5 protein-coding genes are annotated in these 5,739 nt (G+C 73.5%); all 5 read left to right on the top strand.

Annotated features, from left to right (window positions below):
• The first annotated feature begins 36 nt into the window (after window positions 1-36).
• The 5 genes from ACFSL4_RS04795 (at window position 37) to ACFSL4_RS04775 (ending at window position 5,683) form a co-directional block, all read left to right on the top strand.
• Window positions 37-903, top strand: a complete 867-nt coding sequence (locus ACFSL4_RS04795; protein ID WP_381078915.1) for a branched-chain amino acid ABC transporter permease — start codon at window positions 37-39, stop codon at window positions 901-903.
• The gene (locus tag ACFSL4_RS04790; RefSeq protein ID WP_381078843.1) at window positions 900-2,081 is read left to right on the top strand and encodes a branched-chain amino acid ABC transporter permease; all 1,182 of its coding nucleotides are present in this window, start codon (window positions 900-902) and stop codon (window positions 2,079-2,081) included. The genes ACFSL4_RS04795 and ACFSL4_RS04790 overlap by 4 nt, the downstream gene beginning before the upstream one ends.
• 744 nt (window positions 2,082-2,825) lie before the next feature.
• The gene (locus ACFSL4_RS04785) at window positions 2,826-3,620 is read left to right on the top strand and encodes a 3-hydroxybutyrate dehydrogenase (protein ID WP_381078841.1); all 795 of its coding nucleotides are present in this window, start codon (window positions 2,826-2,828) and stop codon (window positions 3,618-3,620) included.
• A 141-nt stretch (window positions 3,621-3,761) separates the two neighbouring features.
• Entirely contained in the window at window positions 3,762-4,067 is a 306-nt protein-coding gene (locus ACFSL4_RS04780; protein WP_381078839.1) for a hypothetical protein, read from the top strand.
• Window positions 4,068-4,198: 131 nt separating this feature from the next.
• Window positions 4,199-5,683 carry an extracellular catalytic domain type 1 short-chain-length polyhydroxyalkanoate depolymerase gene (locus tag ACFSL4_RS04775; RefSeq protein WP_381078837.1) on the top strand — a complete coding sequence of 495 codons (1,485 nt, stop codon included), beginning with the start codon at window positions 4,199-4,201 and terminating at the stop codon, window positions 5,681-5,683.
• The last annotated feature ends 56 nt before the right edge of the window (window positions 5,684-5,739 follow it).

Below are 5,739 nucleotides of genomic sequence, written 5' to 3'. Positions count from 1 at the left end.
GCCGCCCGCCCTGCCCGCACCGGAGGCGAACCACTGATGGACACCGTCATCCTCCTGATGTGCACCGGCCTCGGACTGGGGGCGCTGTACTTCCTGATCGCCTCGGGCCTGTCGCTGATCTTCGGCCTGATGGACGTGCTCAACTTCGCGCACGGGGCGCTGCTGTCGGTCGGCGCCTACGCCGCGTGGTGGGCCGCCGCCGAAGGCGGCATGGGCTTCTACACGGCCATGGTGTTCGGCACCGGCGTCGGCACCCTCGCCGCCGTCCTGCTGGAACTGGTGCTGATCCGGCCGCTGTACGGCAGACCACGTGACCAGATCCTGGCCACCGTGGGGGTCGGCCTGGCCGTACCCGCCCTGCTGATGGGCATCTGGGGCGCCGACGCCCGGCCGTTCCCGCAGCCGTCCGGCCTCGCAGGCACCGTGCATGTGCTCGGCGCGGTGGTCCCGGTCAACCGCTTCGTGCTGATGGCCGCGGCCGCCCTCGTCCTGCTGGCCCTGCGGCTGTTCCTGTCCCGGACCCGGTACGGCCTGATCGTGCGGGCCGGTGTCGAGGACCGGGCCATGGTCACGGCCCTCGGCATCGACGTGCGCAGGGCGTTCACACTGGTCTTCGCGATCGGAGGCGCCGCCGCCGCACTGGGCGGCGCGCTCGCCGGGCTCTACTTCGGCTCGGTCACCCCGGGCCAGGGCACCGGCCTGCTGATCTTCGCCTTCGTCGTAGTCGTCATGGGCGGCATGGGTTCGGTCACCGGTGCCGCCGTCGCCGCCGCCGCCGTCGGCCTCGTCCAGCAGTTCGCCAACTACTACACCGCCGCGGGACTCGGCGACCTCTCGGTCGTCGTCCTGCTGGCCGTACTGCTGCTGGTGCGGCCCGGCGGACTGACCGGGAGGCTCGCGTGACGCTCCTTGGACGCTGGTGGCCGGCCGCCGTGCTGGTCGCCCTCCTGCTTGCCCCGTTCAGCGCCATGCCGCTGCCGGGCCTGCTGGACGGGCCGCCGGGCAGCCCCGGCAGCCTGCAACTGATCGCGCTGTGCCTGCTCTACGGTGCTCTCGCCAGCGGCTACGACCTGCTGCTCGGCCGCACCGGCCTGCTCTCCTTCGGGCACGCCCTGTACTTCGCCACCGGCCTGTACGTCACCGACCTGGCCATGCTCGAACTGCGGCTGCCGTTCGCCTCCGCGGCGCTGGTCGGCGTCGGCTGCTCGGTGCTGCTGGCGCTGCTGCTGGGATCGGTCAGCCTACGGGTGACCGGGATCGGCTTCTCCATGGTGACGCTGGCCTTCGCCCAGGCGGGCGCGATCCTGGTGTCCCGCGACCCGGGCGGCCTGACCGGCGGCGAGGAGGGGCGTGCGGCCCCGGCCGACCTGCTGCCCGACAGCCTGGTCGGCATTCAGAACACCGCCAACCTGTACTGGATCGCCCTGGCGTACCTGGTGCTCACGCTCGGCGTGGTGCACTGGACGGTCTCCTCGCCGACGGGGCGGGTGTGGGCGGGCATCCGCGAGAACGAACGCCGCGTGGAGGTGCTCGGCCTGCGCCCCTACGGCTTCAAGCTGGTCGCCTTCGTGGTGGCGGGGGGCTTGGCCGGAGCCGGCGGGGTGGTGTACCTGCTGCTCACGGGAGGCGCCACACCGCAGGCCGCCTCCTCCGACGCCACCCTGTCGCTGCTGGTGATGGTGGTGCTCGGCGGATCCGGCAGCCGCTGGGGCCCGCTGCTCGGCGGTGTGCTGTACACCTGGGCGAGTCACCGGCTCGGTGACCTGGCCATCTCGCACGGCGTCGCGGATCTCCCGGCGGTGCTGCGGGTGCCGCTGTCCCAGCCGCTGTTCCTGCTCGGCACGCTGTTCGTGGCTGTGGTCTACCTGCTGCCCGGTGGTCTGGCGGGGCTCCCGGCCCGGATCCGCGCGAGCCGGGACGCACGCCGCAAAGGCGGGCCGACGGCCGTCCGCTCCCGTGCGGGGGACGGTCCGGCGAGCGGGAAGGAGGACGGGGAAGAGGACGCCGCGTCCGGCCGGTCCCCGGACTCCGCCGGACGGGGGGCGGCGGAGTCCGGAGCCCCGGAGAACAGCACCGTGTGACCGGCCGTACGCCGCCGCCCCCGGCACCGGCGTACGGCCCGGCCCGCCGCCGGCATGCGCGTCGGCCCGCGCGCCGCGTACGGCCGGCGCCCCCACCGCCGCCCGTGCCGACGCGCGTGCCCCCGTGGGCGGCTCCACAGGGGGCGGTAGCCCGTTCGCCTCCGGCCATGCCGTCCTGGGCAGGGTCATCGGCGGCTCCACGTTCACCGCCGGCCGCGTCGGCGGGAGTGCCGTTCGTGGGCGGTGCTCACGGCGGGAGTGGCCGCTGACCGCCGGGCGCGCCGGTGGTCGGCGGAGCCCAACGGCCGTGCAGGCGTGGGGTGGCACCCGGCGGTCGGCACCGGTGGTGTGCGGCTCTCGGCGGCGGGTATCCGAATGCGGCTCTCGGCAGCCGGGCCCGGTCGCGGGCGTGAACGGCCGCCGCCCGGACACGTCGCGGCACCGTTGGCGTGCATGGACACGTCGCGGGCCCGGATGGCGTGCACGGGCCCGCCTGCCGCTCTTCCCGCCGAACGCGCGCACGGCGGGAAGGCGCGTGCCGCGCCGTCGTGCGCCGCACCGCTCGCCCCCGGTTCTGGACACGTCGCTCACCGGCGTCATACGCGCGACGAGCCCGCCCGTGGCGGTGGTGGACGGGTTTCCTTATATGCGCAAACCCTATGGTGGGACCCCCCACCGCCCCCATGGCAACTGTGGTGGTGGACCACGTGTGCTCGGCCGTGAGTCGTTCCTAACGTGACGGCCATGGAATCCGCTGAACAGACGGGCGGCACCGCCGCCGCAGTTCCCACCGGCCCCTTTCTGGCCGGGCGAAGAGCCCTGGTGACCGGCGCGGCGAGCGGGATCGGCCGCGCCTGCGCGGTGGCGTTCGCGAAGGCCGGCGCCCACGTGTACGTGGTCGACCGGGCGGCCGAGGCCGCCAAGACCGTGGCCGAGGAGACCGGCGGCACCGCGTATGTGGTCGACCTGTCCGAACCCGAGGCGGTGGACCAGCTGCCGGACGACGCCGACATCGTCGTCAACAACGCCGGCATCCAGCACGTCGCACCGATCCACGAGTTCCCGGTGGAGAGCTTCGCCCTGATCCAGCGGGTGATGGTCGAGGCGCCCTTCCGGATCGTGCGCCGCAGCCTGCCCCACATGTACGCGAAGGAGTGGGGGAGGATCGTCAACATCTCCTCGGTCCACGGTCTGCGTGCGAGCCCCTTCAAGTCGGCCTATGTGACCGCCAAGCACGCGCTGGAGGGATTCAGCAAGGTGGCCGCCCTGGAGGGCGCCCCGCACGGGGTGACGAGCAACTGCATCAACCCCGGCTATGTGCGCACCCCCCTGGTGGAGAACCAGGTCGCCGCCCAGGCCGCCGCGCACCGGATTCCGGCAGGGGACGTGATCGGCAAGATCATGCTCGACAGGACCGCCATCAAGCGCCTGATCGAGCCGGAGGAGGTCGCCGCAGCCGCCCTGTACCTGTGCGGTCCGCACACCGGCTACATCACGGGCGCCTCACTGCCCCTCGACGGCGGCTGGAGCGCACACTGACCGCATCGCGGCCGAAGGGACCGCCGGGAGCCCGGGCGGTCCCTTCCCCCGTGGCGCGGCCCCCGCACGGGCGCCGGCCCGCGCCGGATCCCGGGTGCCCCGAAGACGAGGGCCGTCGCCCTGCCCGCCACCGGGCGCGGCGTGGTCGACCGCGTCATCACCGATCTCGCCGTCATCGACGTCAGCGCCCGGGGCCTGGCGCTGGCCGAGACCGCACCGGGCACGGACGCGCGGGACCTGCAGAACGCCACCGCGGCCGAGTTGCTGATCCCCGCACCGCTCACCGCCGGGCCACCCGGAGAGCCACCGCGCGCCACCGGCGCGCGCCACGAACGGGCCCCGACTCCCCCGGAGCGGGGCCCCGTTGCCGTACCCGGGGCACCCCATGCCCCGCATGGCGCCAGCTCACATGGCGGCATCACGAACGATGGATGCGCGGACCATTAACCACTGTCGGTGCCCGGCCCCATGATGCACGTCACACCCCGCTGACCCGCCGAGGACGCCAGCGCCACGGGACGGCCCGCGCCCCGGCACGGCCACGCAGGGTTCCCCATCCCCACGTCAGGAGCCCCTTCATGGCACGTTCGTATCGAACCCGCCGCCCGAGAAGCAGCCTGAGCCGCCTGCTGTCGGCCGCGGCGGGGGCCCTCGCGCTCGCCGCGGGCCTGCTCACCGCCGCGGTGCAGCCCGCCTCCGCCGCCTCGCTCACCCAGGTCACCTCCTTCGGTTCCAACCCGGGCAACCTCGCCATGTACGAGTACGCGCCCGCCGGCCTGCCCGCCGGCCGGCCGCTGGTCGTGGCCCTGCACGGCTGCACCCAGAGCGCCTCCGACTACCACGGCCACTCCGGCTGGGCGCAGTTCGCCGACCAGTGGGGATTCGCGGTCGTCTACCCGCAGACCAACTCCTCCAACAACTCGCTGTCCTGCTTCCGCTGGTTCGACACCGCCCAGAGCACCCGAGGCCACGGCGAGGCGCTGTCCGTCAAGCAGATGGTCGACAAGGCCGTCGCCCAGTACGGCAGCGACACCAGCCGGGTCTACGTCACAGGTCTGTCCGCCGGCGGCGGCCAGGCGGCCAACCTGCTGGCCGACTACCCGGACGTGTTCGCCGGCGGCGCGATCGACTCCGGGCTGCCCGCGCAGTGCGCCACCTCCTCCTCCGGCACCAACGCCTGCCAGTACAACTCCTCGGGCCTGGGCCTGACCCCGCAGCAGTGGGGCGACAAGGTCCGCAACTCCTACCCCGGCTACGCCGGGCCGTGGCCGCGGGTCGCGATCTGGCAGGGCACCGCCGACTACACCGTCCGGCCGGTCAACGGCGACGAACTGCGCGACCAGTGGACCGACGTGTGGGGCATCGGCCAGACCGCCTCCAGCACGCAGAGCCTGCCCGGCGGTACGACGCTGAGCACCTACAACGGTCCTGACAGCACACCGGCCGTCGAGCTGTACTCCATCTCCGGCATGGGCCACGGTCTCGCCGTCGCCCCCGGCTCCGGCACCGGGCAGTGCGGGTCGACCGGCGCCTACTTCCTCGACTACGTCTGCTCCACGTACTACACGGCCACCTTCTGGGGCCTGGACGGCAGCGGCGGCGGGAGCGGCGGCGGGGGCTCCGCCCTGCCCGCGCCCACGGGGCTGACCGTCACCGGCACCACCGACACCACCGCCACACTCGGCTGGTCCGCCGTCGGCGGCGCGGCCTCGTACGACGTCTACCGCGACGGCGCCCGGGTCGGCACCACCACCTCGACCGGCTTCACCGACACCGGACTGAGCGCGGGCACCTCCTACCACTACACCGTGACGGCCGTCGACTCCGCGGGCGCGGAAGGAGCCCTCTCGTCCGCGGTGACCGCGACCACCACCGGCTACGTCGCCCAGTGCTACACCGCGAACAACTACCAGCAGGTGGCCGACGGCCGTGCGCACACCAGCGGCGGCTACACCTACGCCGACGGCTCGAACCAGAACATGGGCCTGTACAACCTGTTCGTCACCCACACTCTGAAGGAGACCTCGCCCGGCTACTACGTCATCTCCGACAGCGGCTGCTGAACGCGCCGCGGACCGGCCCCGAGGCTGCCGCGTCCCGCCGGGCGCGGGCACCTCGG

The sequence above is a fragment of the Streptomyces caeni genome, from assembly GCF_042678285.1.
GTDB lineage: Bacteria > Actinomycetota > Actinomycetes > Streptomycetales > Streptomycetaceae > Streptomyces > Streptomyces caeni.
The sequence above is the reverse complement of the archived record's forward strand: the minus strand, read 5'-3'. Positions and strand labels throughout refer to the sequence as shown.

What these genes read in the sequence shown, in the direction of transcription:
- ACFSL4_RS04775 (WP_381078837.1), top strand. Translation starts at nt 4,199, where the DNA reads ATGGCACGTTCGTATCGAACCCGCCGCCCGAGAAGCAGCCTGAGCCGC.
- ACFSL4_RS04795 (WP_381078915.1), top strand. Translation starts at nt 37, where the DNA reads ATGGACACCGTCATCCTCCTGATGTGCACCGGCCTCGGACTGGGGGCG.
- ACFSL4_RS04785 (WP_381078841.1), top strand. Translation starts at nt 2,826, where the DNA reads ATGGAATCCGCTGAACAGACGGGCGGCACCGCCGCCGCAGTTCCCACC.